Genomic DNA, 24,606 nt, shown 5'->3' with positions numbered 1-24,606 from the left:
GCAACGAAGCCCCGGCGATCTCCAGCGTCAGCAGCCGCTGGGACTGCGACAGCCCGATATCGAAGGTGTCAAGCAAACTATCCAGTATCGAGTCAGCCATGACTTTTTCCCGTGATGTCGCTGTTATTCATCGAGACTCAACTCAACGCGTAAGCGAATTCGCCTTGGTCGTCGAGGCTGACAGCCAGCTTTTCGATCGCTTCGCCTTTCGCCATGCGGTCCAGTACCTGAGACGCAATGGTTGGCATCAGACTGCCGGAAAGGATGTTGTCGATGTTGCGCGCACCGCTGTCGCTGTCGGTGCAGCGTTCGGCAACGGCGTCGATGATCGCCGGGTCGTATTCGAAATCGGCCCGATGATTGTGCTCGAAGCGCCTTTTGATGCGGTCGAGCTTGAGCCGCACGATGTTGTGCAGGATCTCTTTCTGCACCGGGTAGTAGGGGATGATATTCAGGCGGCCAAGGAAGGCCGGTTTGAAAACGTCGTTGAGCTGATGGCGCAGGCTGTCGACGATCGCATCCGGCGCGGGCAGGGACGCGACGCCCAGGCACTGCTGCATAATGTCGTCGGTGCCGACGTTGGAGGTCAGCAGGATCACGGTGTTGCGGAAGTTGATCTCGCGGCCTTCACCGTCGTCCAGCACGCCCTTGTCGAAGACCTGGAAGAAAAGCTCCAGCACGTCCGGGTGCGCTTTCTCGACTTCGTCCAGCAGCACCACGCTGTAAGGCTTGCGGCGCACCGCTTCGGTCAGCACGCCGCCTTCGCCGTAGCCGACGTAGCCGGGGGGCGAGCCCTTGAGGCTGGAGACGGTATGCGCTTCCTGATATTCGGACATGTTGATGGTGATGACGTTGCGCTCGCCACCGTAGAGCGTGTCGGCCAGCGACAGAGCGGTTTCGGTCTTGCCGACGCCGCTGGGGCCGAGTAGCAGAAAGACGCCGATCGGTTTGTTGGGATCTTCCATCCGCGCGCGTGAAATGGCGATGCGCTTGCCGATCTCGGCCAGCGCATGATCCTGCCCCAGCACGCGTTCGCCGAGCAGTTCCGGCAGGCGCTGCACCGTGGTGATCTCGTCGCGCATCATCTTGCCGAGTGGAATGCCGGTCCAGTTGGAGATCACTTCGGCGATCACGTTGCCGTCGACATGACCGTGAACCAGCGAGTGTTCGCCCTGAATCGCGGCCAGTTCGCGGCGGACTTCGCCGATCTGCTGGCTCAGCGCGTCGGCGTCGCCGCTTTGTTTGCCGGTTTCGACCTCGATGCGTTCGGCTTCCAGTGCCTTCAGGCGCGTCACGATCGCTTGTTCGCGCTCCCAGCGTGCGCTGAGGTCATCGATTTCGCTCTGGGTTGCGGTGAGCTGTTCGTCGAGCGCGGCGAGCGTTTCCGCGTGATCGCTGCCTTCGCGCTGTTCGCGCTGGAGAACGGCGATCTCGCTATTCAGGTTGTCGACGCGGCGGTGGGCGTCTTCCAGTGCGGCCGGCTGCGAGGATTGTGCCAGGGCGACGCGTGCGCAGGCGGTGTCGAGCACGCTGACGGCCTTGTCCGGCAGCTGGCGACCGGTGATGTAACGATGCGACAGACGCACGGCCTGGACGATGGCATCGTCGAGGATGGTGACCTTGTGGTGATCCTGCATGCGCTCGTTGAGGCCGCGCAACATGTTGATCGCGACCGGCTCCGTCGGCTCCTCGACCTTGACCACCTGGAAGCGTCGCGCCAGCGCCGCGTCTTTCTCGAAGTACTTCTTGTATTCGGCCCAGGTGGTGGCGGCGATGGTACGCAATTCGCCGCGGGCCAGCGCCGGCTTGAGCAGATTGGCGGCGTCGCCCTGGCCGGCCTGGCCGCCGCTGCCGATCAGCGTGTGGGCCTCGTCGATGAACAGGATGATCGGATGCAGGCTGCGCTTGGTCTCCTCGATCACGTTCTTGAGCCGGCTCTCGAACTCACCCTTGACGCCCGCGCCAGCCTGCAAGAGCCCGAGGTCGAGGGTTCGCAGTTCGACGTTCCTGAGCGGCGGTGGCACGTCGCCGTCGACGATGCGCAGCGCCAGACCTTCGACCACGGCGGTCTTGCCGACGCCCGCCTCTCCAGTGAGGATCGGGTTGTTCTGACGTCGACGAGTCAGAATATCCACCATCTGGCGAACTTCTTCTTCACGCCCGAGCACCGGATCGATGCGTCCGGCGCGAGCATTACCGGTCAGGTCGATGGTGTATTGATCAAGGGCCGGGGTCTTGCTTTTGCCCGCGCGGGAGCCTGCGCTCCTGGTATCCGATGATCGATCATCGGCTCGAGTGCCAGCGTCGACGCCTTCGCCCAGCGGGCGTACATGCTGGTCTTCGCTACTTCCCCCGATCAGGTCATCGAGATGCGCCTGCAGATCGTCGACGTTGATCCGTTCGAGTTCACGGGCGCCATCCATCAAGACCCGGCGCAATTCTTCATCCTTCAATAGCGCCAACAACAGATGGCCGCTGCGAACCTTGGCCTCGCCGTGGTCGATCGAGGCGACGACCCAGGCGCGCTCGATCAGTCGGGTAATGCGCGGCGACAGCGCTGGCGTTCGGGTATTGCCGGTCTTGAACGTCGAAACCGTCTCTTCGAGCTGCGAGGCGAGTCGATCGAGCGAGACGTCATAGTGACGGGCAATGCGCAGGAAGTCGTTGTCGTCGCTGTCGAGCAGCTTGAGCAGCAGGTGCTCGATATCGACATCGTACTGTCGCTCGGCCAGGCAGAGTGCCGCCGCGCCTTCGGTCGCCTCGCGGCAGGGATCGTTGAGCTTGTCGAAAAGAGATTTGAGACTCACGCCGTGGCTCCATCGTAGGGAATGTCGAAGAGTGCATGGCCGTGGGAGGCGGCCGGTCGGTCGGTGGGTTGCAGCCAGCCCAGCCGCCCCAGTTTGATGCTGCCGCCCGCGCCCAGTTGAGGCGCGGGTATGCTGTGTTTGTCGAGGATCAGTTCGATCTCGAAATCGAGCTCGATACCGGCATAGAAACGCAGCAGCTTCACCAGTTTCTGGTGTGCTTCGGTCTCGGGCAGTAGCGAACGGTAGGCGCTCAGGCTCAGTGGCCCGAACGAGACGCGAAAGGCGGATTGATAGTCGCGCACGCGCGTGCCGGCAACGGCGCTCTGGCCGAGCTGGGCATTGGCCTGGCCGAGCCGGGTGTACTGATCCGGCTCGAGGCGTATCCAGCGACCGGTGAAGGGCACGACACGGCAGGGGAGCTGGAAGGTGTATTCCAGAATCGATTGGAGGTTGCCCGGGTTACGCGGGCGCTGGCTCCACAGCCCGGAAAACCAGCTGAACAGGTCGCGACGAAGCGAACCCGGATCGTCGTCGCGATTCAGCGTTTTCTCCAGCGTGGTCGGGGTAAAGCCGACCAGATGAAGCAGCCAGTTTTCGAAGTCGGCACTGCCCTTGCGTTCGTATTCGATATGAAAGCGATACTTCTGCCACGCCTCGTAGAACAGCGCCGTCATTCGGTGCGAGAAGAAATCCATGAACGCGTGGGCGGCGTCGTCGCGCTTGTCGATATGGCGATTGATCAGCAGCTCGGTATACGGTCGCGGCAGCACGCCGGAGGGACCGACCAGCCCCATGAAGGTGACCTGGATTTCGCTCAACGGATCGCCGCTGGCGGAGCGTACCTTGTCGCTCTCGAAAGCAAGATTACTGATCTCGCTGGGTGGAAAGTTCAGTGACAGGAGCGAGCGAAAGCGCAGCGGATCCTGATGTGGGCGGTTCTCCGGGTCGATACGTCCGGTACGGCTGTAGTGCAGCCGCAGCAGGCGCACGAGCTGGAAGAACCCGAATCGCCAGGGCTCCGCTCGCGCCTGATCGATCAGACCAGGGGCTGAGTACCGGTTCTCGGCTGCCATTGGGCGACTCGCTGTTCGCGCTGACGGGAGCGCAGGGTGAGTTGGGTGAAGCTGTTCAGACTGCAGTACTGGCCGAAGAAGTGGTCCAGCACCATACCGAACAGATAGATGCCGCTGCCGGTGAACTGGCTTTCATCGAGTTCCAGCGTGATGCCGGTGCCGCGGACGAAGGCCGGACGCGGGTGACCGATGCGCGTCATCACCGGCTCGCTCGAAATCGAGCTGATGCCGTTGATCTGCTTGCGGATCGCCGAGGCCTGGCGATAGTTGTAAAGCGTCAGCAGTTCCATCAGTGCTTCGCGGCCGTCGGAAACCAGCGATAGATGGTTGAGCGACAGATGCGAGACCAGGCGCCAGATCAGGCCCTTGCCCATCGGCGGACGAACCGGCGGCGTCGGTTTGCGCAGGCAGCGGATCTGCTGCACGACCTGCTCGCGTTCGAGGGTGAAGTCGCCCTGCGGGTGACCGAAGGTCATCAGCTGCGGCAGGTCGCGATTGCTGCAGGTGAGCTTGAGACTCAGGGTATCGCTACTGCCATCCAGCATTTCCAGCTCGCGATCCACCACGCGCAATCGCATCTCGGTGCCGGGGTCGCGGGCGTTCTCGGATGCCACCCGCCGTGCGATCCAGTAACTCTGGCGTGCCTGCTTCTCGCTATCCCGGGGTTCGAAAAAGGGCAGGCAGGGCGAGACTTCGTCCTGGGTGGCAGTGCGGATGACCCGAGTCACCTCGTCGATCGAGACGATCTCGGTGGAGCGCGCGTGGCGCACGTCCGGTACCACCGGGTATTCGTGGCGCGTATGGCTCAGCTTGATCGGCTCGGCCTGTTGCGGGAACAGGTTCACCACTGGCGAGCAGCCGAGCCGGAAGTTATGCCGGCCCACGGTCTGCGCGAGACGGGCCAGCCGTTCGTGCTGGTCGTAGTCGCGGAACAGAAAATGGATCTGAATCTGTGTGACCGACTTGCCCGCGAGTGGCTTCGCCAGCCCGTTCAGGTCGAAGAACAGGAACTTCTCGGGGAAAGTGAAGTACTCGTGCAGCAGTCGGTAACCGAGAAACGAGCGCTCGGAGTAGTCGATCAGCCCCTCGTCATGACCGAAGCCGACCGGGGTGATGGCACCCGGTGCCAGTCCGATTTCACGTGGCTGGCCGGCATCGACGAAGCTCACCGAGACTCTTGCCACGTTGTTGAACAGCAGCTCGTAAAGCGGATGCATCAGGCTGCCTTCGCCATCGAGGAAGAATCTCAGGCGATCCATGCCCAGCTTGCCGAAGTCGGTATTGCCAAGGCTTTCCAGTGACAGTGTCAGTTTGGCGACGTTGTCGTTGCCGTGGTTGCTGAACGAAGAGCGTTCCAGTCGGGTCAGCTCGGCGCCGCTGAGCGCCACTGGCCAGACGTCTACCGGGTAGCAGGTGCGAAAGCGGCAGAACGAGTCCTCAACCGGACGCGAATGCAGTGCGGTGTGGCGGGGCAGGTGGTACGCACCGGTCAGCGACGTTTGTGCGCCAGGGTCGAACTCGACGATGGAGAGCGCTGGCGTCGGGCGCAGATAGTGCGGGTAGAGCACGTCGAGAAACGCCTCGACGATTTCGGGGAAATCGTCGTCGAGTTTCTTGTGCACGCGAGCACTGAGAAAGGCGAACGACTCGATCATGCGTTCGGCGTGAGGATCCTCGCAGTAATCCCCCTCGAGCAGCAGCCGCGAGGCAATCTTGGGATAGCGCTGAGCGAACTCCTGGCCCAGAAAGCGCAGGTGCGAGAGTTCCTTCTCGTAGTAGGGCAGCAGGTCGTCGAGCATTAGATCAGGTTCTGCACCTTGTATTGGCGAGTATTGACTTGCAGTACGGCATCGAAGGCCACGCGCTGGCTGGCTTCACTCAGCGACAGCACCGCTTCGATGCGAAACTGGAGTATCCGGTCATGACTATCCTGGTTGAGCAGTTGCACGCGCACGCGGCTGAATCGCTTGTCGCCCTGCTCGATGGTGCGCTCCAGCTGGCGCTGAATCAGCCGACGATCTTCCGTGCTGCGGATGCCGCGGCTGACGAAATCCGGCAGACCATAGTCGAGCAGCGTTCCCTGCAGCGTCGGCCAGCCATCCAGTTGGCCAGCGACCAGTTCGCGGCGGGTATTGACCAGCAGTTCGAGATCCCTCACCACGGAGGCCTTGTAGACTGCCAGTGAACAGCGATGGCCAGGCTGCGCATCGGTCGAGTGCTGCGGTTCGTCGTCGAGTAGACGATCGAACAGCGTCGGTACCATTTGCAGCGTTTCACTCATTTCGCACCTCGACATCCACTCCGTAGAAGCGTTCGGTAGGCATCCGTGACCTTGGCTCGGGCTGACCTCACGACGACGCAGGCACCAGCCATCGGGCTGGTGCCTGCGACAGGATCGTCAGGATCAGGAGCCGCGTGTCGACTGCGGCAACTCGGAGACCAGACGCAGCGACGCGGTCAGCTCGTCTAGCTGGTAATGCGGCCGCAGGAACGTCACTGCCTTGTAGGCACCAGGCTTGCCGGGCACTTCCGCGACTTCGACGCGAGCTTCGCGCAGCGGATACTTGGCCTTGGCTTCCTGACCGGCGTTGTCGTCCAGCAGGACGTACTGTGACAGCCACTCGTTGAGGTAATCCTCGACGTTCTGGCGGGAGGCGAAGCTACCCACTTTGTCGCGCATGATCGCTTTCATGAAGTGAGCGATACGCGAAGTGGCAAAGATGTACTGCAGCTGCGACGACAGGCGCGCGTTGGCGTTGGCGACGTCGGTGTTGTACTGCTTCGGCAACTGGGCCGATTGGGTGCCGAAGAACGCCGCATAGTCGGTGCCCTTGCAGTGGACCAGCGGTATGAAGCCCAGATCGGACAGCTCTTTCTCGCGACGGTCGGTGATCGAGATTTCGGTAGGGCACTTGAGTGCCACTTCGCCATCGTCGGTCTGGAAGGTATGGGTCGGTAGATCCTCGACCAGGCCTCCGCCTTCGACGCCACGAATCGCCACGCACCAGCCGTACTTGGAGAAGGCGTCGGTGACACGGGCCCCCATGGTGTAGGCGGCATTCATCCACAGATACTTGTTGTGATCGCGACCGTCGACACTTTCGGTGAAGTTGAACTCTTCCACCGGTGTGGTCTCTTCGCCGTAGGGCAAGCGGCCGAGCACGTGGGGCAGCGTCAGGCCGACGTAGCGGGCATCTTCCGAGTTGCGGAAGGACTTCCACTTGGCATATTCGACCGTGTCGAAGATCTTGGAGAGATCCCGGGGACCGGTCATGTCGGTGAACGAGTCCCAGCCGAAAAGCTCCGGCGAGGCCGAGGAGATAAACGGGGCATGGGCGGCAGCGGCGACATGAGAAACCTGTTCCAGCAGATACATGTCCTGCGGATGACGGCCGAACTCGTAGTCGCCGATCATCATGCCGAAGGGAGCACCACCAAAGGTGCCGTACTCTTCCTCGTAGACCTTCTTGAACAGCGCGCTCTGATCGAACTCGGAAGCCGACTTGAGATCCTTGACCAAGTCCTTCTTGGATGCGTTCAACATGTGGATCTTCATGTTGGTGCTGGTCTCGGACTGATCGGTCAGATACTTGAGGCCACGCCAGGAAGCTTCCAGTTGCTGGAATTCGCTGGCATGCATGACCTCGTTCAACTGATCCGAGAGCAGCGAGTCGATCTCGGCGATGCGCGAGTCGAGTACCGCGATCAGGTCCTTGCTGGGCGTGACTTCGCCTTCGAGTACCTGATTGACCAGTTCGTCGATCAGGTCACGGGTGCGGGTGCGCTCGGTCTCCGAGCGAGCCACGCGGCTTTCGGAGATGATGCTGTCCAGTAGCGATGTCTCCGGGGCGAAGACTTCCTGCGTTTCACTCTGCGAAGTGTTGTCGGTCTGATTCTCGGCCATGGGAGACTCCTGTTATTCCTTGTCTTGCTGCGGTTTGGCAGCGGCTTCGCGTCCCAGCTCTTCGCCCAGCGCCTGAAGCTTGTCGGTGTTCTGCAGTACGTCCATCAGCAGCTCTTCGAGCTTGTCGTTGCCACCCATCTTGTTGCGCAGGTCGGCCAGCTTGTTGCGCACCTCGAGTAACTTGCGCAGCGGCTCGACCTGACGCACGACCTCCTGCGGCTCGAAGTCTTCCATGCGCTTGAAGTTGAGCTCCACCGGCAGCTGAGAACCATCGTTGGCCAGCGTGTTGTCGACGCGATAGCTCAGGCGTGGCTTGACGCCTTTCATCACGCTGTCGAAGTTGTCGCGGTCGACATTGACGAACTTGCGGTCCTTCAGCCGGGGTAGCGGCTCGAGCGGGTTGCCCGCGTAGTCGCCCATGACGCCAACGACGAACGGCAGCTCTTTCTTCTCGATGCTGTCGCCGATCTCGACGTCGTAGGTCAGATGCACACGGGGCGCGCGGACACGCGACAGCTTGTGTTGAGTACTTTCGTTCTTGGCCATGACAATGTCCTCTCTCGAGATGGCGAGTGCGTTGTGGTTTCTAAGTTCTCATGCGTGTTCAGGCAGATGGCGCCGCGTTGACCGCCCTGATCAGCTGCTCGCGCAGATCGTCCTGCATGGCAGCGATCGCGTCTTCGGAGATCAGCTCCTCGAAACTGCGGCTGCCGGAAATCTCGGTGCTGTGCCGAATGACCTCGTCGGATGGCAAGGTCGATGCCACGGGAGAGCTGATCACGCAGAAGGGGAGTTCACCGAAATCGTCGAGCTGCTGGAAACCGACCGGGAAGCGCAGCCCCCTGAACAAGCGCCCCAGGCCGCCAGCTCGGCTGAAGCAGTGAAACAGCATCAGGTAGTGCACGACGAAGCGATGAAGTTCCGAGCCGCTACGGTTGGGATCGCGAATCACCTGGCGGAAGCGGCTCAGTTCGAATGACGAATAGCCCACGACCCAGCGCGCCGGACTGGTCACGCGTACGGAGTTGCCGCCGGGGAGGGCGTGGTCGTATTCCAGCGGGAACAGCTCGGGCGTCGAGTTGATGATGTTGAGCGGCACTTCCAGCTCGTTCATCAGATTGAAGGGGCGCAGCGCCGCGTGCTTGTCGAACAGCGTGCGGAACTCCTTGAAGTGGTGCTGGGTTTCGCGGCCACTACCGCGTGGGGCGCCCTGCAGGTATTCGCCGAACAGGGGCTGGGGTCGCACCAGTGGCGCCAAGGTCGCCAGGTAGTCTGCCGCCTGTGCCTTGAGCAAATCCGATACCACTCGCGTCTGCTTGCGCGAGCGGATGAAGCTATCAACATCGAAGGACTGCGTCATGATCGATTCCCGGTGCGGCTTCGCGTCGCCGAAGTTTACTTCGATAAAAGTCGGGCGACCCCGATTAGCATCAACTCGCGACTCATTGTTCGTATCTCATTGTTCGTATCTCTATTGTGCCGGGCTAGCCGCAAGACTCAAATACATTAACGACCACCTGTCTTCAGCCATAGCACAAACTGAAAACGATTGTATCGGAGACTTGTGACGGTACTCTAAGGTGATCTGCCATTGAGCTTGTAAGAGATCTCTTACATTTTGTGTAAAGATACGTTTTCTCTACTCTAGCACGACTCTCGGCTCAATTGCCCCGACTCTCATTTTTCGGAAGCGACAGGTCTGGCGTCAACGATTGCAGTGTGACGCTCTCACCCTTCTCATCAACGGCTGGCGTTCCCTGCTCGGTCACCGGTTGGAGATCTCCGCTGTCCAGCCTGAGGTAGGCTCGAGTTGTGCCAACTTCGGGTTTGAGTACGTAGAGCTGACGTTTAAAGTCGTTAATAGACTGATTTTCATACCAATTGCCCCAGCTTGTGCTGACGCGCTCACCGCCCGGCGCATCGATTTTGATCTCATGCAGATAAAACCCGGCAGGGGCGCCGGTGACGGCATCGCGCTGCAGTACCAGGTCAGTCTCGATGCCGTTGCAGCCACTGCAGGGAAGTGTCCCCTCGAAGCGCTCGGTCGCCTTGACGTAGTTGACCTGCGTATTGGGTCCGGAGGCGCAGGCGCTCAATAATAGGCAAGCTGCCAGTGGAATCCATTTAACGAAATGTGCTTTCATGTGTCATTCTCAATCTTTTTGTAAATAAATGTCTCTGGGTAAGCTAATGTTAAATCCGGCGCTTATTATAGCCACTAAATCTGGTAGGGTGTGCGTCGCGGGAGATAATTTAATCCCGGCTCTTCTTTCGGTGATTCAATCTCCGCGGCCTCCTTACGACTAAATAAAAGAGTGGGTGAGACGGCAATGAAGGCGTCCGTACGCGTTTTGGGAATGGGTTTGTTGATCTCGCTGCTGGCCGGTTGCGGTGTCGCAGATCGTATGGGGAATCGCCTGGGGGATACCTGGGCGGGCGATCTGCTCGGCAATCAGGAGCGGGTGCGCGTCACCATCGATAGTGATGAATCGGTCAATCCGGATGTCGACGGCAAACCCTTGTCGGTCGTCGTCAGAATCTACCAGCTGACCGAGCAGCCAGCGTTTGCCACTGCCTCGCCACGTCAGTTGTGGAGCGATGAGGAAGCCGTCCTCGGCAAGAGTCTATTGTCTCAGCGTGAGGTGACGCTGCTGCCGGGCGAGGAGAAGGTCGATACGGCAGCGCTGAATCCCAATGCGCAGTATGTCGGCGTCGCAGCTTTCTTCCGCAACACGGTCGGCGATCACTGGCAGGTGGTCTTCGATGCCGAAGAGCTGAGAAACGATGGGCTGTTGAGCGCTTCGGAAGGGGTCAAGCTCCATCTCGTCGGAGATCGCGTCGAAGTGGTGCGCGGCCACGATCTGCTCGGCAATTGACTCTCCCTGCGATGGATTGGGCCAAAGATCATCACGAGATGGCGGCCGGTAGCCCATCGATCATCGCGGCATCAGTATTCAAAGGTACGGGACAGGGACGTGAGTAAACAAAACCGCATCATGTGGTCGGAGGGCATGTTCCTCCTGCCTCAGCATTTTCAGTACCAGGACGAATTTCATCAGCGCCAGCTGGCCGAAACGCGTCAGGCTCAGCATCCGTTCCAATGGGGTGTGCAGGAGATCGCCTTCGACGAGGGGGCGCTGGAGCAGGGCACGCTGCGCCTGACCCGGCTGAAGCTGGTGTTTCCGGACGGCGCCCTGATCGATGCGCCGCAACATGATCCTTTGCCGCCGGGTCGCAGTCTGGATGAGCTGGCACGCAATGGAGAGGTCAAGATCTACGCAGCCCTGCGTACGCTGGAGCCCTGGTCGCCCAGTTATCTGGATCAGGACGCGCCTCGTCACGGTGGCCGTCGCTACGTGCAGCGCTTCGAGACGCGCCCCGACCTCAACGAAGGGACGCTGGAAAACGAGCTGGGAACGCTCGAGCTCAATGCCACCCTGCTGATGGAAGGCGACAGCCTCGACGGTTTCACGCACTGCCCGATTGCCTTGCTCAAGCGCAATGCCGCCGGCGGCTTCAGTCTCGACAGCGAGCATTTCATGCCGCCAGTGCTGCACATCGACGCCGTCTCATTGCCTTTTGGTATTGCCAATCGACTGATCGGCATGCTGCAGGCCCGCAGCGAAGCGCTATCCGGCCGCCGTCGCGAGCGCGCCGACCAGGTGGCGGAGTTCGGGTCCAGTGACGTGACGCTGTTCTGGCTGCTTTACACCATCAATCGTGCCTACCCGCAGCTGGCGCACCTGTTGGCCAATCCGCGGCTGCATCCCGAAACGCTCTACCGCTTTCTCGCCGAGCTCGCTGCCAGCCTGATGACGTTCTCGATGTCCCACAAGCTGGGGGACATCCCAGACTACGATCATCGGGATCCGGCGCCGGGGCTGTTGAGATTGGAAGAGGTGGTGCGCGAACTGCTCGAGATCGTCGTGCCCAATCAGTACATCCCGATCCCGCTCGAGCAGACCCGGCCTTCCTATTATGTGGGGCGGCTCAACGACGCCCGCCTCAAGGACGCCGACTTCTACATCAGCGTTCACGCCGATATGCCGGGTGCGCAGATCCTCGAACTGGTCCCGCGGGCGTTCAAGGTCGGCTCGCCGGAAGACATCGAAGTGGTGGTCAACACCGCCATGCCCGGCGGCACCCTGAGCCACGCCTCGCGAATGCCCAGCGCCATTCCGGTTCGTCTGGACAATCACTACTTCGCGCTCGAGCCTCACGGCGCCGTTTACGAACGCATGATGGACGCGCAGGCAATCGCTTTTTACGTCCCCAGCGGATTCAAGAATCTCAGCATTGAATTGATGGCGGTAATGAAATGACCCAAGCCCTAGCTCACCCCTCCGATATCGCCGAGCCGCGCACGCTCAAGACGCTGTCGCGCGATTTCATCTCCATGGTGCTGATGGTGCGTCGCGGCCAGCAGGCTGAAAGTGTCGAGCGCTTTCTCGAGCGGGTCGATCAGTGGCTGCGCGAGTTCGAGGAGAAAGCCAGGGCGGAAAACTACAGCGCCGAAGCCGTGAAAGATGCGCAGTACGCCCTCTGCGCGTTTCTCGACGAGAGCGTGCTGAAGGGTGGCATTGGCAATATCCGCGAGCATGTCGAGCTGCATCCCTTTCAGTACCGCTATTTCGGTGTGCACCTCGCCGGGGAGGGGTTCTACGACCGTCTCGACAGTCTGCGTTCGGACGTGCGTGCCAATCTGGATGTGCTGGAGGTCTATCACCTGTGTCTGGCGCTCGGCTTCGAAGGCAAGTACAGCCTCGAGAATCGCGATCAACTGCGCTATATCGCCAACACCCTGGGGCAGGATATCGCGCGTTATCGCCAGCAGGGCGCCGAGCGCAGCGAGAGCTGGAAGCTGCCGGATCAGGTCGGGCAACTGCTGCGCTACGAAATTCCGCTGTGGGTCTATCTGCTCGGCATCGTGGTGATCTGTCTGATCGTCTACGGCGGGCTGCGTTGGTGGTTGGGTAGCGAAACCGATTCGCTGATCGAACAGATCCAGCAGCTTTTCCAATCCACCCGCTGACGAGCGAGCCCGACGATGCGTTTTCTTCGATTCCTGCGCTCGCTGAAAGGCTTCTGGCCGCTCTCCATCGTGTTGTGGTTGATGGGGTTGGCGTTGTGCGTCGTGTTGCTGCCCCTGGTGACCCAGGATCGCGAGCTGATCTTCATCGCCATGGCGCTGGTCACGGCGGTCTGGCTACTGGTGCTGGTGATGCGCCAGTACCACCGTATTCGTGCAGAAAGAAATATCGAGAACCTGGTGGAGCTGGAAGTCCATCGCGAGGCGGCCGAAAGCGAGTCCGGTGACTACCAGGTACTGAGCGAGCGACTCAAGCACGCCATGACGATGCAGCGCGCCGCGCGTTCCGTCGACGGTGGCAAGGCCTCTCTCTACGAATTGCCGTGGTACCTGGTCATCGGCATGGCGGCCTCTGGCAAGACGTCACTGCTGACGCGCTCCTCGCTTTCCGCGACCATGGCAGGTGGCAGCAACCTGTCATCGGTCAGCGGCACCCAGCACTGTGATTGGTACTTCAGTCGTGAAGCAGTAATGGTCGATACCGCCGGACGTTATCTGGTTGAAGATCGTCCCGCGAGTGAGTTTGCCGATTTTCTCAAGACCCTGCGCAAGCAGCGCCGCAAGCCTGCCATCAACGGCCTGGTGCTGGTTGTCAGCCTGCCTGAACTGCTCGAGCAATCGCGCCAGGAGGCGCATGCGTTGGCCGAGCAGCTGGTGGCCCGTGTGGCCGAGTATCGCCAATGCCTGGGTATCAACCCGCCGGTCTATCTGTTCTTCAGCAAGGCCGACCTGCTGCCCGGATTCACGCGCACCTTCGAGACGCTGGATGCCTCCGAGCGTCAGCAGCCCTGGGGTCTGACGTTCTCGATTGATGAGTTGCGTCGTGACGGTGTGGCCGGTGCATTCCAGCAGCGTTTTCCGACGCTGGTGACGGCCCTTCGTCAACGTGTCGATCGACGCATGATCGAGGAAGGCAGCGATGCAGACAGCGAACTGCTGCGCTTCCCGGATTATTTTGCCGAACTCTCCGGTGTGCTCAGCGATTTTCTCGAACAGTTCGACATTCAGCAGCACGGCGATCAGGCGCCGGTATTACGCGGCATGTATTTCACCAGCGCGTTGCAGACGGGCCCGACGCTGCCGCCGCTGCTGGACGAACAGACGCGATCCGAGTTCGCTCTCGAGCCTGGCCCGGTCGCGGCGCCGGCGAACCGAGCCGGTGAGAAGAGCTATTTCATCACCGATACCTTTCGCAACGTGGTTTTCCCCGACCGCAACCTGAGTCTCTACTATTCCCAGCGTGGCGGCCGGCGTGCGCTGCCCACGTTCATGATCGGTGCCGTTGGCGTACTCGGTGTCGCGGCAATTGCGGCCCAGGGCTGGTCTGCCTACAACAACAAGCTGTGGGTCGATCATATTCAGCAGAACCTCGACGATGTCATGGCCGGGAACAGCACCGGTAGGCTCAAGCCTCACGAACGTCGGGCGCTACTCGATGATCTGGAACAGCAGTTGGCGGCCATCGAGCGGCATCACGAGAACGGCGTTCCGCTCAAGCTGGATCTGGGGCTTTATCAAGGCGAGGTGCTGCGCGATCCGCTCAAACACGCCTGGGCTACGCTCATGCGCGAAGACGTCCTGGCGCCACTGGCGAACCGATTGATGCGTCAACTGCGTTCGCTGGGCAGTTTTGTGACGGCGGGCGGGGAGATCGACACTGACGCTGCGGGCGACGATGCCCAGGCGCGTTCAGCGGATGGCAGCACTGCTGCCGCCGTCGGCGACAGCGCTCAGGGAGTCGGAAGCCGTGGCCAGGCTATCGGTCAGGGCGCGCTGGATCGTCTGCAGGAGCGCTCGACTTCGCGTCCGACGTTGGGCAGCGTACCGACTAGCGCGTCAGAGCTGAGTAGCCGTGCTCGCGGTGAAATACGTTCGAGAACCACCGACAGTGCACGCGATGCCTGGTTTTCGGCGCGTAGCAATGCCGAGACCGAACTCGAGGAAGGCCTGCGCAGCCGGACCAGTGAACTGGGCAGCGTCGTCGGTGACGCCAATGGTGACGAGTCGACATTGACGCTTTCCGGAGAGCAGGGGCCGTCGCTCTCCGAAGAGATGTTGACCCAGCTGAGCCAGGAGGATGTCGAGCAGCTGATCGGAAGCTACTCCTCCCTCAAGCTTTATCTCATTCTCACCGATCCGGCTTCGCATCAGGATCAGGGCGATTTCGTCGCCTCCGCGCTGCCGCGGTTGTGGCAGGAATCGGTTCGCCGGCGAGGACTCTCCCGATCGCGTGACAGCATCGTGGATAACGCCGCTCTCTACGTGCATTACCTGCAGCAGGGGACGGCGCCCGCGCTCGAGCGCGACGACAATCTGGTCGCCGATAGTCGCGAACGGCTCAACGCGTTCCTGATCGATAGCAGTCTGGTCGATCGCGAATACCTGCGCTACCAGCTGGATGTCGAGGAGCGCTACGATCCGCTCACGCTATCCAGAATGGCCCCTGACATGCCTGGTCGACTGTTCTATTCCAGCCGGGCCGTACCCGCTTTCTACACCCGCCAGGTATGGGACGAATATCTGCGGCCGGCAATCATCGAAACGGTATCCGGCGATCTGCAGCGCGAGTCGGACTGGGTACTGGATGACGAGGACGTCGATGATGCCGTGCAGTCCAAGGCGCGCTTCGTCAGCCAGTTGATGGCGCGCTACAAGCGCGACTATGCGATCGCCTGGGAGCGCTTCCTCGGTAACACTCACGTTTCCCGTTTCGACACTCTCGATCAGGCCAGCGTACGACTGGCGGAGCTGAGCGATCTGCAGGGTTCGCCACTGCGTCAGGTACTGGAAGCGGTCAAGGCCAATACCGATTGGGACGATCCGCAGGCCAACGATTCGGATGGAGATGCCAGCGGCAAAGCGCAGGACAAGAGCTTCTGGGGGCGCGTGATGAGCGTCTTCGACAGCGGCGATGGCAGCGCGACGGTGGATCTGGCGACATTGCCGAAGATCAACGATGGCGCGTTGACTCGCCACTTCCGCCCGGTGGCACGCATGCTCTCCGCCGATGACGCTACCGGCAGCGACAATTCCGTGCTCAACCAGTATCTGCTCGACCTACGTCAGCTCAAGGTACGCGTCGACAACGTCCGTAGTGCCCAGGATGTCGGCCGCAGCAGCAAATCGCTGATCATGGCGACGCTTTCGGGGCAGCCGACCGAGATCAACGGATTGCGCAACTTTGTCGCGTCCCGCGTGGATACCTCCCGTGCACCGCTGGTCAAGGCGCTCGAGCCATTGTTCCGAGTTCCCGTCGAGGACACCTGGAAGGCACTCAACGAGCCGGCCAGACATCAGCTCAACGCGGCCTGGGACGACAAGATCGTCACGCCGTGGGACCAGATGGTCGCCGGGCGCTATCCGGTCAGTGATTCGGTCAACGAAGCTTCGGTTCGCGATCTGGAGTATTTCATCGACCCGGATCAGGGGGCGCTGTCTCAGTTCCGTCAGGATGAGATCGGCGACCTTGCCGGCTCCGGGAGCGGGCAACGCTCGCCGATGGTCGACCCGCGCATGCTCGCCAGCATCGATGACGCCACGGCGCTTGGACAGGTTATCGATAGCCTCTCCGATCTACGCAATGGGTTCGAGCTGCAGGTGAATCCGACTGCGGGTCTGACCGACATCATCCTGACCATCGACGGGCAGCGCTTGCATTACCGCAACAATACCCAGTCGTGGGAACGTCTGATATGGCCAGGCAATGGCGAGTCTTTCGGCGCGCGTATGGACATTGTCAATCGCGATGGACGCCGACATACCGTGTTCGATTATCCCAATCGCTGGGGGTTCCTGCGCATGATCGAAAGCGCCGCCATCACGCCGATCGACAGTGCCCGGCAGCGATTCAGCTGGCGCACCTATATGGGTACGGTGAGCTTCGATGTGCGCAACTTCGGCGGGGTGAAGATATCGGATCTGCGCCGAATCAAGTCGCTGACCATCCCGACGATGAGTCGATAACGGTAGCAACAGGGCGTTGAAATAGCGCGAAAATCATAGGCCCGCGATCCAGGAGGCGGGTCGGTAACGATGCAACGGGATAGGCGATGAGAGGGAAGTCTGCATGATCGGCTGCTTTGGCAAGATCCCCGCGAAAGCCGATTTCGTGGGAGTTAACGCCGCCGGCGCAGTGATTCAGGAGCTCGATCAGTGGTTGCAGCGTGCGTTGGTGCAATTTCTCGATCATGAGGACTGGATGCATCGGTTCGACGCGCTCCCGGTCTGCTTCTTCCATTATCACGCTCGCAACGGCAGCGACGTGATGGGCGCGATGATCAGTTCGGGTGACGCTTCCGGCCGCCGCTATCCGTTCTTCATCTTCCAGATGTTGAAGACGGAAGGGCGGCCGTCGGTGTTGCCGTACCTGCACACGTTGGGCGAAATCTTCGCCGGGCAAGCGCGGGAGATTCTGACGGATTCCGTCCACGGATCGGCGCCGATCGACCCGACCGTGGCGATCGAGGATCTGCGCCGTTGGACCGATCAGGATTTGACGCTGTATCAGCGCATTCACGAACGCTTTCTGCAGGATTACAGCTTTGACGACATCGCCAGATCACTGGAGTGGGGCTGGCCGGAGTTCATCGCCAGCGCCTGTCTGCATCGTTTGCACTTCGCCCTGGAAAGCTGGCGTGCTGGCAGCACGCTTGCGGTGCTGCTTCCCCTACCGGCGGAGCGAGGCTTGAAAAGGCCGGTGGCGGACCTGTGGCAGCAATGGGTCGGTAGTGCCTGTCAGAGCGGTGCCCCGGTCATGAGTCTGCTGATCGACGATTTCATGCGTCCGCGTCTGTTGCTGATGCCGGTTTGGCGTAGCGCCGAGGCGTTTTTTGAAGTGCTGTCGAATCCCGATGACCGCCGGCTGTGTATCGATGTGCTGGCACCGTTCGCTGATGACGAACCGCATCCCGGAACCTTGTCGCTGCCGGATACCCGACTGAGCCTGGCCGATTTCATGACCTACTTCCCGCGCAGCCGTCACGCGTCGTGAATGGGCAACAGTGAGCAGATGGACTGATGAAACGTTTGAAATTCGCTTATCTGAAATACGCTTTCTTCAAGTATCAGCCCTATATTCTGGGGTTGCTGTTCTTCGCAGCCATCTTTCTGGTATGGCGGATCGGGGTGGCGCTCGGCTTTTCGTCGCTCGCCAGTTTGCTGACCGGCATCGTCGTGTTCCTTCTCGCCTCGGCGCTCTACGTGCTGTTGCTTTACCGAGGCGTGGGACAAAAGCGTAACCTCGAGCATTTGCTGATGGACGACGCCGATGCGGCAGTGCTCGAGGCCAGCCCCCAGGACCGGGAGGAGATCAGCCTGCTTCGCGAGCGGCTGCTGACGACGATCGAGCGCCTCAAAAAAAGCGGCAAGGGTAAGGGAAAGCGAGGCAAGGACGCGCTCTATGCGCTGCCCTGGTACATGATCGTCGGCCAGCCGGCGGCCGGCAAGAGCACGATGGTTTATCAGTCCGGGCTGAACTTTCCTTTTGCCGAGAGAGAAAACGCTCGGGTCGCCGGAATGGGCGGTACGCGACACTGCGACTGGTTTTTCAGCTCGGATGCGATCCTGCTGGATACTGCGGGTCGATACATGAACAGCGAGGAGGAGGCCGGTAAGTGGAAGGGCTTCCTATCGTTGCTCAAGCAGCATCGTCGGGACTGTCCGCTCAATGGCTTGATCGTCGCGGTCAATATCAGTGATGTGGTCCAGGCCAGTGAAACCCAGCGCAACAATCTGGCTCGGCGTCTGCGGGAGCGGATTCAGGAAGCTCGCGAGCATCTGGAAGCGCGCCTGCCGATCTATCTGGTCTTCACCAAGTGCGACCTGATCGAAGGCTTTACCACTTTCTTCGAACGCCTCGATCCGCAGCGCCAAAGTGAGGTGTTGGGGCATACCTTTGCACATCGCCAACCTGGTGATGTGAACTGGAGCCAGCAGTTCGATGCCGCACTGGGGAAGCTCTGCCAGCATTGGCTGCAGATGGGTGACGACGAGATCGTGCAGCGTGATGTCATCGATACGCGTCGAGAGGTCGCGGCCTTTCGTTTCCCGCTGGAACTGGCTGCCCTGCGTGAACCCTTGACTCGTTTCGTCGAGGCATTGACCAACGCCAATCCCTACCAGAGCGCGCCGTTGCTCCGAGGCTTCTATTTCGTCAGCGCGCTGCAGGAAGGCGACGCCATCGAAGGGGAGCACGCCGGCCGCATCGGTCGTCATTTCTCTCTGGCCAAGCCGGAATCGTTGACCGGCGAACGCACCAATCATCCGTTCTTTATCGCCAACCTGTTTCGCCAGGTCATCATTGCCGACCAGCATCTCGCCGGCCTTTATTCGAGTGACGTGCGCGGCCGGCGTCGCAAGCTGCGCTGGACGCTGGCGGCAGGCCTTCTCGGCGCCATCTGCTGCACGCTCTGGATCACCTCCGCCGTGCGCAATCATGGCGAGATTGCCGCCATGTCAGGGACCTTTGCCGATGCCGTAGAGGCGGATGACCAGCATCCCGAATGGTATGCGCGTTGGTCGAGCCTGGATGCGTTGCGAGATTGGGGAAGTCACTACTATCAGCGTCGGCAGGGTGATGGAGTGCCATGGTCGATGGGATGGGGGCTCTATCAGGGAGACAGGATCGAGCCGGCAATCCGCGAGCGCTACTTCGATCAGCTGCAACCCGTGATGTTGGAGCCGGTCGAGCAGAATCTGACTCGATCGCTGTTTACGCTGACCACCATCGACGTCTACCGGCGGAACAGCGACGAACTGCATGCCGTCGAAGGGCCGGACACTGTCGCACCTTATGCGCGCCCTCGCGACAATAGTGCGGATTCGCTGGCCAAATTCGGACGTTCCACGCTGGATACCTATCTGATGATGTCCGATCTCGATCGCGGCGACATCGATTCCGATGTGCTGCGCGCTCAGCTCCCGGCTTTCTGGTATCCCGACATTCAGCGTCGCACTGGCACCACGATCGACGAGAACCAATCCGATTATCGCTATGCGGGTCGTCAGATCGATTTCTACAGTGCACAGGTGCAGGAAACCGATGTTCCGAGAATCTCCGCCAATGCCTTCCTGGTATCCAGCAGTCGCAACTATATCGACAGCCTTCTGGAGCAGACCCTGACCAGTTCGGAAACGATCGTACTGGAGTCCGACACGCTCTTCGCCTTCGGGCGCGGCGATTATTCGGGGCTACAGGCAGCGGGGCAGAAGGAACTGGATGCGCTGGCTGAGCGTCTGCTCAATACCCAGGACCTCGGCCAGATCCTGATTACCGGCCATGCCGACCCCATCGGTAATGAACGGGCCAACCAGCAGCTGTCGCTGCAGCGGGCCATGACGATCCGTCAGTACCTCATCGGTAAGGGCGTACCAGCCGGATTGATCGAGGCTAAAGGTGCCGGTAGCGAACGCCCGCTGGTGACGTGTGATCGCAGTCAACCGCGCGCGGCCTTGATCGATTGCCTGGCGCCCAACCGTCGGGTGGAGATCGAGGTCAGGAAGCAAGAATAATTAGGCTTTTGATCCGGGTGGCTGCTATTTGTAACAAAATATATAAAATGTAGTTAAATGTGTATATCGCCTTTAAAGTTGAAAATGGCGCTATATAATCTGGGTTAAGAGGTTTTCTGTGAAAAACTGCATCCCGATGATGTCATTTTGAAACAATCCAGGGTTTGTAGGAAATTGGATATATATGACATAGGCGATTTCCTAACCCCCGACGTTCTGGATGACGCCATTTCGCTGTAATGAGCGATTGTTATTCGAGGGATGCTGTTTTTTACTTTTGAAAAAACAACTGTTTGTTTGAACGCTACATCTTCATCGCCGATGAATGGATGATGACAGGTTGGCAAGAGATGCCACTCATGGGGTTGGGTTCACGTTGATTCCATCCATGAGGGCGTCATCCCGTAGGTAGAAAACTAGGAGAACTGAGAAAATGGCTTTTGATGCATACCTCAAAATCGACGGCATCCCCGGTGAAAGTCTGGATGACAAGCATCCGGATTGGATCGAACTCAAGAGCTTCGACTTTGGTGCCAGCCAGGCGACTTCCGCAACGGCGAGCTCTTCCGGTGGCGCCTCTGCCGAGCGTGTCAACCTGAGCGAGTTCCGCATCCAGAAATTCGTCGACAAGGCTTCTGCCAAGTTGTTCGAATCCTGCTGTAAAGGTCAGCACATCAAGGAAGTGGTGCTCCACGTCAACCGCGCCGGTGGTGACAAGGTGCGCTACATGGAAGTCAAACTCGAAGAGGTCATCGTTTCCTCTACTGAAATGGAAGGTACCTCCACGTCTACCGGCTTCGAGCAGAACGATAGCGAAGATCGCCACGATCTGCCGTACGAGACCGTCAAGTTCAACTACGCACGAATCAAGATCACCTATACCCAGCAGAAGCGTTCCGATGGCCAGGGTGGCGGCAACGTCGCAGGCGGCTGGGATCGCACTCGCAACAAGGTCTACGCCTAAGTCGTTTTGCCGCTCTTCGGAGCGGCTATCGACATGCTCACCGATCGTGGCGGCGAACGGTGGGCATACTCTTGATTGGCTGGACTATTCGTCCTGTCTTGCAGGCAATGAGCTCGACGGATAGCAGTCGTTGATTGACCCAGGCAGGTCGCGGTGGCTTTCGGGTGGAGCCATGGGGCTCAAGCATGAGCCGATGCGCGTCCCGATTGGCTGCTGCCTCTCTGGGTGAATCAATGCCGCCGCTGGTCGGACGACGCCGTAGTCCGCCACGGCCTTCAATGCGTGTGAGGTCGAAGATATGGATCAACTCGGCGAGCTTTCCATCGATGCGCTTCTCGCGCCCATCGAGGGCTGTAGCCATGGTGGCAGTGGGGAGGATCTGACGTTTTCGATACTATTCGATCAGATCAAGGAGGCACGTCGAGCCGACCCGACCTACCTGCCACAAGGTGAGTGGCAGACCGAGCTCAAGCAGTCCGACTGGGGGCAGGTCATTAATCTGACCAGCGAGGCGTTGGCAGAACAGAGCAAGGACCTGCAACTGGCCGGCTGGCTTTGCGAGGGATTGGTCCACCGAGAAGGCTTCGACGGCATTCGGTTTGGCCTGGCCCTGACAACGCGCCTTCTCGACGAGTACTGGGAATCGCTCTATCCCGAAGTCGACGAGGAAGATCTCGATGAGCGCGCCGCGCGGCTGGGGTGGTTGGTCGATACACTGGTCAACGTTGTGCGCACACTGCCGCTGGTGGCGGGCGAGGGCTACAGCCTGGCCGACTACGACGAATCTCGTCAGGTCGAGAACCAGGCCCGCAATGACCCGGACGCGATGGACCGGGCGCTGGGTGAAGGCAAGATCAACGACGAGATTTTCCAGCGCTCGGTGGTGCTTAGTAGCACCGAGTTTCTACAGGAACGTCACACGGCGATCGCGGCGTCGCTGGTGTCGCTGGCGCAGTTGGACGACATCAGCGAGCAGCGCTTCGGGCGCGATGCGCCGAGCTTTTCATCGCTGGAAAAAGTGCTGGTCCAGTGCCGCGACCTCACCGAGAAGCTGCTGCGTGAGCGTGGTGCCGGTGTTGCGGTGGAGGAGGAGGCGGCAGCGATCGCCGAGGCGGAAGCCGAAGCGCCGGGGCGCGTCGAGCCCAGTTTCACGGCGCCCGCCGTCGAGCCTGGCGGTGAACTGAGGACCAAACCCAGGAGTCGCGACGAAGCTTTCGAGATGCTCAACGGTGTCGCACGCTACTTCAAGGAGCGCGAGCCTCACAGCCCGGTGCCGTATCTGATCGAACGTGCCGTTAAGTGGGGACGCATGCCGCTGGAAGAGTGGCTCAAGGATGTGATCAAGGACAACGGTGTCATCGATAACATCCGCGATACGCTGGGCACGCAGTCCAGGGATGACGACTACTGACCATGTCTCGCGCCTCGATTTTTGATCTGCTTCATCAGCGCCAGCAGCCCACCGAGCCAGCCCAGGAGCCGAGCTCGGCGCGGAGCGATTATGACGCTGCCAGGCTCCGGCTCCTCGATGGCGTGGCGCTGACCGCATCCGGCTTTGTCGGTGCTGGCGCCATGCCGGAGGCGCAATCCCCGGCGCTTTCCCCCTCACTCCATGGCCCGGACGGGTTTCGTCTACTGGTCCATCGGGTCGCCGATGTCATGCCGGTCCAGGAACCTCGTCTGGGGCGTTTCGAAGCCAAGGCATTACGACTCCACGAGCTGGTTCAGGCGATCGTGATCGAAGCGCTGATGATGCTCGAAGCGTTGCCGGAAGAGACGGCCTTCGATGTCGTGCTGACTGCGCCAATGCGCTCGCCGGAGGCGGCTGCCATCGTTGTCGAGCACCTGCGGACCGCCATCGTCGAAACACAATACGCTTCGGCGCTGGGCGAGATTCATCGCACCTCGCAAGGGGGCGACCCGCATACCGTGCTCGGCGTCGGCGATAGCGGTGGGATGCCTTACGTACTATGGATCAGCGCGGATTCGCTGCTCAACGACGAAGGCGTCGCCTCGATGCAGCATCGCCGCCTATTGGGGCGCTCCTCGAATAGCGCAGGCCTGTATGTGGGAGAGGCCGTCGTTGCGCTCCTGGTACAGCGACTACTGCCCGAAGACCATGGCTTCGACACCGGTTGGCAAATCGAGAAAGGCATGACCCGCGATCATCCGGTCCGGGCGACGCGGCGCGATCATGCCAAACGCCAGTCCTTGCTCGAGCTGTTATCGGACGTCTGGCCCTTAGCCGCGACGACTTCGGCAGCTGGCTTTGATGACGCCGAGACATCGGATGCTGCTGCGGATGAGGTGGGCGCAAGCACTTGGCCGGCACGGGTCGTCATCGATGCGATGGGCCTATCCGGCAGAGCGGTGGAGATCGGTAGTGCGCTGATCGAGCGTTGGCCCGAGATCGATATGATCGATGACGGCATCGGCATCGATCAATTCTGTGGCTGGCCGGGCGAGGCGGTGACGGCGCTGGCCCTGGCGTTGGCGATCGCGCCGCTATCGCCAGTGGAAAGCGCGCTGGTTCTCAGTGTGGAAGGCGAAACCCGCTCGACGGCGTGGTGCTTACAGTCCTGCGCGGCCTCGGCCGCACAGGAAGGCGATCATTCGTGACCGCTATCGCCGTTGTGTGACGAGATCAGCGAAGCGCCGCAGGCGGTCTTGTGACCGTGCAGTGCCACCGGCTTGCCGTTGATCTTCATGGTCGGGTGACCCTCGACGATGGCATTGGTGCTGCCGTGGCCATCCTTGGGGCAGGTGACCTTGTCGCCGACACAAGCAACCGGTTTGCCGTCAATCAGGTAATTGCTCTGCGCGGTAATGACTTTGCCGCCGTGGCTGGTGGCGTCACCGAGTACAACGATGCCTTTCATCGATCCGGGCTTCCTGGCAAGTGTGAGAGGTCGAGTCCGGCCAAGCGGGCTCATCAACGAGCGTTAATTTAGCCATCGACACCGTGGCGGTACAAGCAGCGGGTGGTGGGATGGCGGAGAGGCCAAGATGGCAGAGACGATACTGGATAGTTTGCTCGACACCTTCGATATCGGGTTGTCGCAGTCCCAGCGGCTGCTGACGCTGGAGATCGCCGGGGCTTCGTTGCTGCCCCATCGGCTGGTGGGCGAGGAGCGGGTGAGCGAGCCGTTCACCTACACCCTCGACTGCATCTCCCAGCAGGGCGACATCGAGCTCAAGACGCTGATGGCCCAGCCGGCCCGGCTCTCGATTCTGCAGGCCGACGGCAGCTACCGCCCGCT

General features: G+C 60.5%; 19 protein-coding genes. 10 read left to right on the top strand and 9 right to left on the bottom strand.

From position 1 onward, the window contains the following. Window positions 1-137: 137 nt before the first annotated feature. The 8 genes from tssH to DOM36_RS16675 all read right to left on the bottom strand — a co-directional run bounded on the left by tssH (window position 138) and on the right by DOM36_RS16675 (window position 9,928). Window positions 138-2,807: a type VI secretion system ATPase TssH gene (gene tssH / locus DOM36_RS16710; RefSeq protein ID WP_110643765.1), complete on the bottom strand. Its 2,670-nt coding sequence runs from the start codon at window positions 2,805-2,807 to the stop codon at window positions 138-140. Continuing rightward, window positions 2,804-3,880 (bottom strand): type VI secretion system baseplate subunit TssG, encoded by a 1,077-nt coding sequence (gene tssG, locus DOM36_RS16705; protein WP_075571561.1) that lies wholly within the window; start codon window positions 3,878-3,880, stop codon window positions 2,804-2,806. Before tssG ends, tssH begins: the two co-directional genes overlap by 4 nt. Then, window positions 3,844-5,679 carry a type VI secretion system baseplate subunit TssF gene (tssF, locus tag DOM36_RS16700; protein ID WP_075571560.1) on the bottom strand — a complete coding sequence of 612 codons (1,836 nt, stop codon included), beginning with the start codon at window positions 5,677-5,679 and terminating at the stop codon, window positions 3,844-3,846. Before tssF ends, tssG begins: the two co-directional genes overlap by 37 nt. Then, the gene (gene tssE, locus DOM36_RS16695) at window positions 5,679-6,161 is read right to left on the bottom strand and encodes a type VI secretion system baseplate subunit TssE (RefSeq protein WP_075571559.1); all 483 of its coding nucleotides are present in this window, start codon (window positions 6,159-6,161) and stop codon (window positions 5,679-5,681) included. Before tssE ends, tssF begins: the two co-directional genes overlap by 1 nt. Before the next feature lie 123 nt (window positions 6,162-6,284). Continuing rightward, window positions 6,285-7,784: a type VI secretion system contractile sheath large subunit gene (tssC, locus tag DOM36_RS16690; RefSeq protein WP_075562136.1), complete on the bottom strand. Its 1,500-nt coding sequence runs from the start codon at window positions 7,782-7,784 to the stop codon at window positions 6,285-6,287. Window positions 7,785-7,796: 12 nt separating this feature from the next. Continuing rightward, window positions 7,797-8,330, bottom strand: a complete 534-nt coding sequence (tssB, locus tag DOM36_RS16685) for a type VI secretion system contractile sheath small subunit (protein ID WP_075571558.1) — start codon at window positions 8,328-8,330, stop codon at window positions 7,797-7,799. Between the two features lie 58 nt (window positions 8,331-8,388). Then, the gene (locus DOM36_RS16680; protein ID WP_075571492.1) at window positions 8,389-9,144 is read right to left on the bottom strand and encodes a hypothetical protein; all 756 of its coding nucleotides are present in this window, start codon (window positions 9,142-9,144) and stop codon (window positions 8,389-8,391) included. Window positions 9,145-9,445: 301 nt separating this feature from the next. Further along, window positions 9,446-9,928 carry a copper resistance protein NlpE N-terminal domain-containing protein gene (locus DOM36_RS16675; protein ID WP_075571493.1) on the bottom strand — a complete coding sequence of 161 codons (483 nt, stop codon included), beginning with the start codon at window positions 9,926-9,928 and terminating at the stop codon, window positions 9,446-9,448. A 186-nt stretch (window positions 9,929-10,114) separates the two neighbouring features. Between DOM36_RS16675 and tssJ the strand changes: the two genes are divergently transcribed. The 9 genes from tssJ (at window position 10,115) to DOM36_RS16630 (ending at window position 23,965) form a co-directional block, all read left to right on the top strand. After that, a complete protein-coding gene (gene tssJ, locus DOM36_RS16670; protein ID WP_075571494.1) occupies window positions 10,115-10,660 on the top strand; it encodes a type VI secretion system lipoprotein TssJ in 546 nt (181 codons plus the stop codon). A 99-nt stretch (window positions 10,661-10,759) separates the two neighbouring features. After that, entirely contained in the window at window positions 10,760-12,106 is a 1,347-nt protein-coding gene (gene tssK / locus DOM36_RS16665; protein WP_075571495.1) for a type VI secretion system baseplate subunit TssK, read from the top strand. Then, complete coding sequence (gene icmH / locus DOM36_RS16660; RefSeq protein WP_075571496.1) at window positions 12,103-12,816, top strand: type IVB secretion system protein IcmH/DotU; 714 nt, start codon at window positions 12,103-12,105, stop codon at window positions 12,814-12,816. Before tssK ends, icmH begins: the two co-directional genes overlap by 4 nt. A gap of 15 nt (window positions 12,817-12,831) precedes the next feature. Continuing rightward, a complete protein-coding gene (locus DOM36_RS16655; RefSeq protein ID WP_110643764.1) occupies window positions 12,832-16,836 on the top strand; it encodes a type VI secretion protein IcmF/TssM N-terminal domain-containing protein in 4,005 nt (1,334 codons plus the stop codon). Window positions 16,837-16,939: 103 nt separating this feature from the next. After that, window positions 16,940-17,863 carry a type VI secretion system-associated protein TagF gene (gene tagF / locus DOM36_RS16650; RefSeq protein WP_110643763.1) on the top strand — a complete coding sequence of 308 codons (924 nt, stop codon included), beginning with the start codon at window positions 16,940-16,942 and terminating at the stop codon, window positions 17,861-17,863. A 26-nt stretch (window positions 17,864-17,889) separates the two neighbouring features. Then, window positions 17,890-20,382, top strand: coding sequence for a type VI secretion system membrane subunit TssM (gene tssM / locus DOM36_RS16645; protein ID WP_075571499.1), 2,493 nt, complete (start codon window positions 17,890-17,892; stop codon window positions 20,380-20,382). Window positions 20,383-20,815: 433 nt separating this feature from the next. Further along, window positions 20,816-21,346 carry a type VI secretion system tube protein Hcp gene (locus DOM36_RS16640; protein WP_075571500.1) on the top strand — a complete coding sequence of 177 codons (531 nt, stop codon included), beginning with the start codon at window positions 20,816-20,818 and terminating at the stop codon, window positions 21,344-21,346. A 298-nt stretch (window positions 21,347-21,644) separates the two neighbouring features. Then, entirely contained in the window at window positions 21,645-22,757 is a 1,113-nt protein-coding gene (tssA, locus tag DOM36_RS16635) for a type VI secretion system protein TssA (protein ID WP_110643762.1), read from the top strand. A gap of 2 nt (window positions 22,758-22,759) precedes the next feature. Next, window positions 22,760-23,965 carry a hypothetical protein gene (locus DOM36_RS16630; protein WP_110643761.1) on the top strand — a complete coding sequence of 402 codons (1,206 nt, stop codon included), beginning with the start codon at window positions 22,760-22,762 and terminating at the stop codon, window positions 23,963-23,965. Here the strand turns inward: DOM36_RS16630 and DOM36_RS16625 are convergent. Continuing rightward, the gene (locus tag DOM36_RS16625) at window positions 23,956-24,225 is read right to left on the bottom strand and encodes a PAAR domain-containing protein (protein WP_075562149.1); all 270 of its coding nucleotides are present in this window, start codon (window positions 24,223-24,225) and stop codon (window positions 23,956-23,958) included. The two genes, DOM36_RS16630 and DOM36_RS16625, sit on opposite strands and share 10 nt — an antisense overlap. Before the next feature lie 127 nt (window positions 24,226-24,352). On the opposite strand from DOM36_RS16625, the gene DOM36_RS16620 reads away from it, so the two are divergent. Next, the coding region (locus DOM36_RS16620; RefSeq protein WP_157958670.1) for a contractile injection system protein, VgrG/Pvc8 family at window positions 24,353-24,606 on the top strand (254 nt) is incomplete at its 3' end.

Origin of the sequence: Salinicola sp. CPA57 (assembly GCF_003206035.1) — a bacterium.
Classification (GTDB): Bacteria; Pseudomonadota; Gammaproteobacteria; order Pseudomonadales; family Halomonadaceae; genus Salinicola; species Salinicola socius.
The sequence above is the reverse complement of the archived record's forward strand: the minus strand, read 5'-3'. Positions and strand labels throughout refer to the sequence as shown.

What these genes read in the sequence shown, in the direction of transcription:
- tssJ (WP_075571494.1), top strand. Translation starts at nt 10,115, where the DNA reads ATGAAGGCGTCCGTACGCGTTTTGGGAATGGGTTTGTTGATCTCGCTG.
- tssC (WP_075562136.1), bottom strand. Translation starts at nt 7,784, where the DNA reads ATGGCCGAGAATCAGACCGACAACACTTCGCAGAGTGAAACGCAGGAA.
- tssE (WP_075571559.1), bottom strand. Translation starts at nt 6,161, where the DNA reads ATGAGTGAAACGCTGCAAATGGTACCGACGCTGTTCGATCGTCTACTC.
- tssG (WP_075571561.1), bottom strand. Translation starts at nt 3,880, where the DNA reads ATGGCAGCCGAGAACCGGTACTCAGCCCCTGGTCTGATCGATCAGGCG.
- tssA (WP_110643762.1), top strand. Translation starts at nt 21,645, where the DNA reads ATGGATCAACTCGGCGAGCTTTCCATCGATGCGCTTCTCGCGCCCATC.
- DOM36_RS16655 (WP_110643764.1), top strand. Translation starts at nt 12,832, where the DNA reads ATGCGTTTTCTTCGATTCCTGCGCTCGCTGAAAGGCTTCTGGCCGCTC.
- tssF (WP_075571560.1), bottom strand. Translation starts at nt 5,679, where the DNA reads ATGCTCGACGACCTGCTGCCCTACTACGAGAAGGAACTCTCGCACCTG.
- DOM36_RS16675 (WP_075571493.1), bottom strand. Translation starts at nt 9,928, where the DNA reads ATGAAAGCACATTTCGTTAAATGGATTCCACTGGCAGCTTGCCTATTA.
- tssM (WP_075571499.1), top strand. Translation starts at nt 17,890, where the DNA reads ATGAAACGTTTGAAATTCGCTTATCTGAAATACGCTTTCTTCAAGTAT.
- tssB (WP_075571558.1), bottom strand. Translation starts at nt 8,330, where the DNA reads ATGGCCAAGAACGAAAGTACTCAACACAAGCTGTCGCGTGTCCGCGCG.
- icmH (WP_075571496.1), top strand. Translation starts at nt 12,103, where the DNA reads ATGACCCAAGCCCTAGCTCACCCCTCCGATATCGCCGAGCCGCGCACG.
- DOM36_RS16625 (WP_075562149.1), bottom strand. Translation starts at nt 24,225, where the DNA reads ATGAAAGGCATCGTTGTACTCGGTGACGCCACCAGCCACGGCGGCAAA.
- tagF (WP_110643763.1), top strand. Translation starts at nt 16,940, where the DNA reads ATGATCGGCTGCTTTGGCAAGATCCCCGCGAAAGCCGATTTCGTGGGA.
- DOM36_RS16640 (WP_075571500.1), top strand. Translation starts at nt 20,816, where the DNA reads ATGGCTTTTGATGCATACCTCAAAATCGACGGCATCCCCGGTGAAAGT.
- DOM36_RS16630 (WP_110643761.1), top strand. Translation starts at nt 22,760, where the DNA reads ATGTCTCGCGCCTCGATTTTTGATCTGCTTCATCAGCGCCAGCAGCCC.
- DOM36_RS16680 (WP_075571492.1), bottom strand. Translation starts at nt 9,144, where the DNA reads ATGACGCAGTCCTTCGATGTTGATAGCTTCATCCGCTCGCGCAAGCAG.